This window comes from Paraburkholderia sp. Ac-20342, from assembly GCF_017104985.1.
Lineage (GTDB): Bacteria > Pseudomonadota > Gammaproteobacteria > Burkholderiales > Burkholderiaceae > Paraburkholderia.
Map to the genome: position 1 here is coordinate 1 of NZ_JAAGPQ010000226.1, position 799 is coordinate 799.

Genomic DNA, 799 nt, shown 5'->3' on the forward strand with positions numbered 1-799 from the left:
CCGGGGCGAATCTGCTCGGCCGCGACGTGCAGCATCCAGTTGTCGCCGGGATGCAGCAGCACGGTGACGGCCGTGCCGGCCGCCGTCGCGCCCGCATAGATCGGGCGCATATAAGGCTTGAGCAGGCCCACGCGGCCCATGGCCTCATGCACGGTGGCGCTGCCGAGCGCGCCTAGTTTTTCGGCCACGCCGGCATCCGCGCGCTCGATGTTGCGATAGACGACTCCGAGTTCATACATGATTACAGCCCCTTTGATTTGAGCAAGGCATCGAGGCGCGGATAAACACGCCGTGCATTTCCTTCATAGATCTTCTGGCGTTCCTGCGCATCGACATGCGCCGCTTCGATATAGCGCTTCGTATCGTCGAAATAGTGGCCCGTCTCCGGATCGATGCCGCGCACCGCGCCGATCATCTCGCTCGCGAACAGGATGTTGTCGACGGGGATCACGCGCGTCAGCAGATCGATACCCGGTTGGTGATAGACGCAGGTGTCGAAGAAAATATTGTTGAGCAGATGGTCCTTCAACACAGGCTTTTTCAACTCCTGCGCGAGACCGCGAAAGCGTCCCCAGTGATACGGCACCGCGCCACCACCGTGCGGAATCACGAAACGCAGCGTGGGGAAATCGCGGAACAGGTCCGAGGTCAGGCATTGCATGAAGGCGGTCGTATCCGCATTCAGATAATGCGCGCCGGTCGTGTGGAAGCACGCATTGCAGCTCGTGCTCACGTGAACCATGGCGGGAATGTCGTACTCCACCATCTTCTCGTAGATCGGGTACCAGTAGCGATCCGA

The 799-nt window shown here is 60.3% G+C and carries 1 protein-coding gene and 1 pseudogene; both read right to left on the reverse strand.

All coding sequences use genetic code 11. The features are described 5' to 3' along the window. Window positions 1-239: pseudogene (locus tag G3N58_RS33875) on the reverse strand (4-carboxy-4-hydroxy-2-oxoadipate aldolase/oxaloacetate decarboxylase); the annotation flags it as partial. Between the two features lie 2 nt (window positions 240-241). Then, window positions 242-799, reverse strand: a 558-nt coding sequence (locus tag G3N58_RS33880) for an amidohydrolase family protein (RefSeq protein WP_206001374.1), incomplete at its 5' end; no start/stop codon positions are given.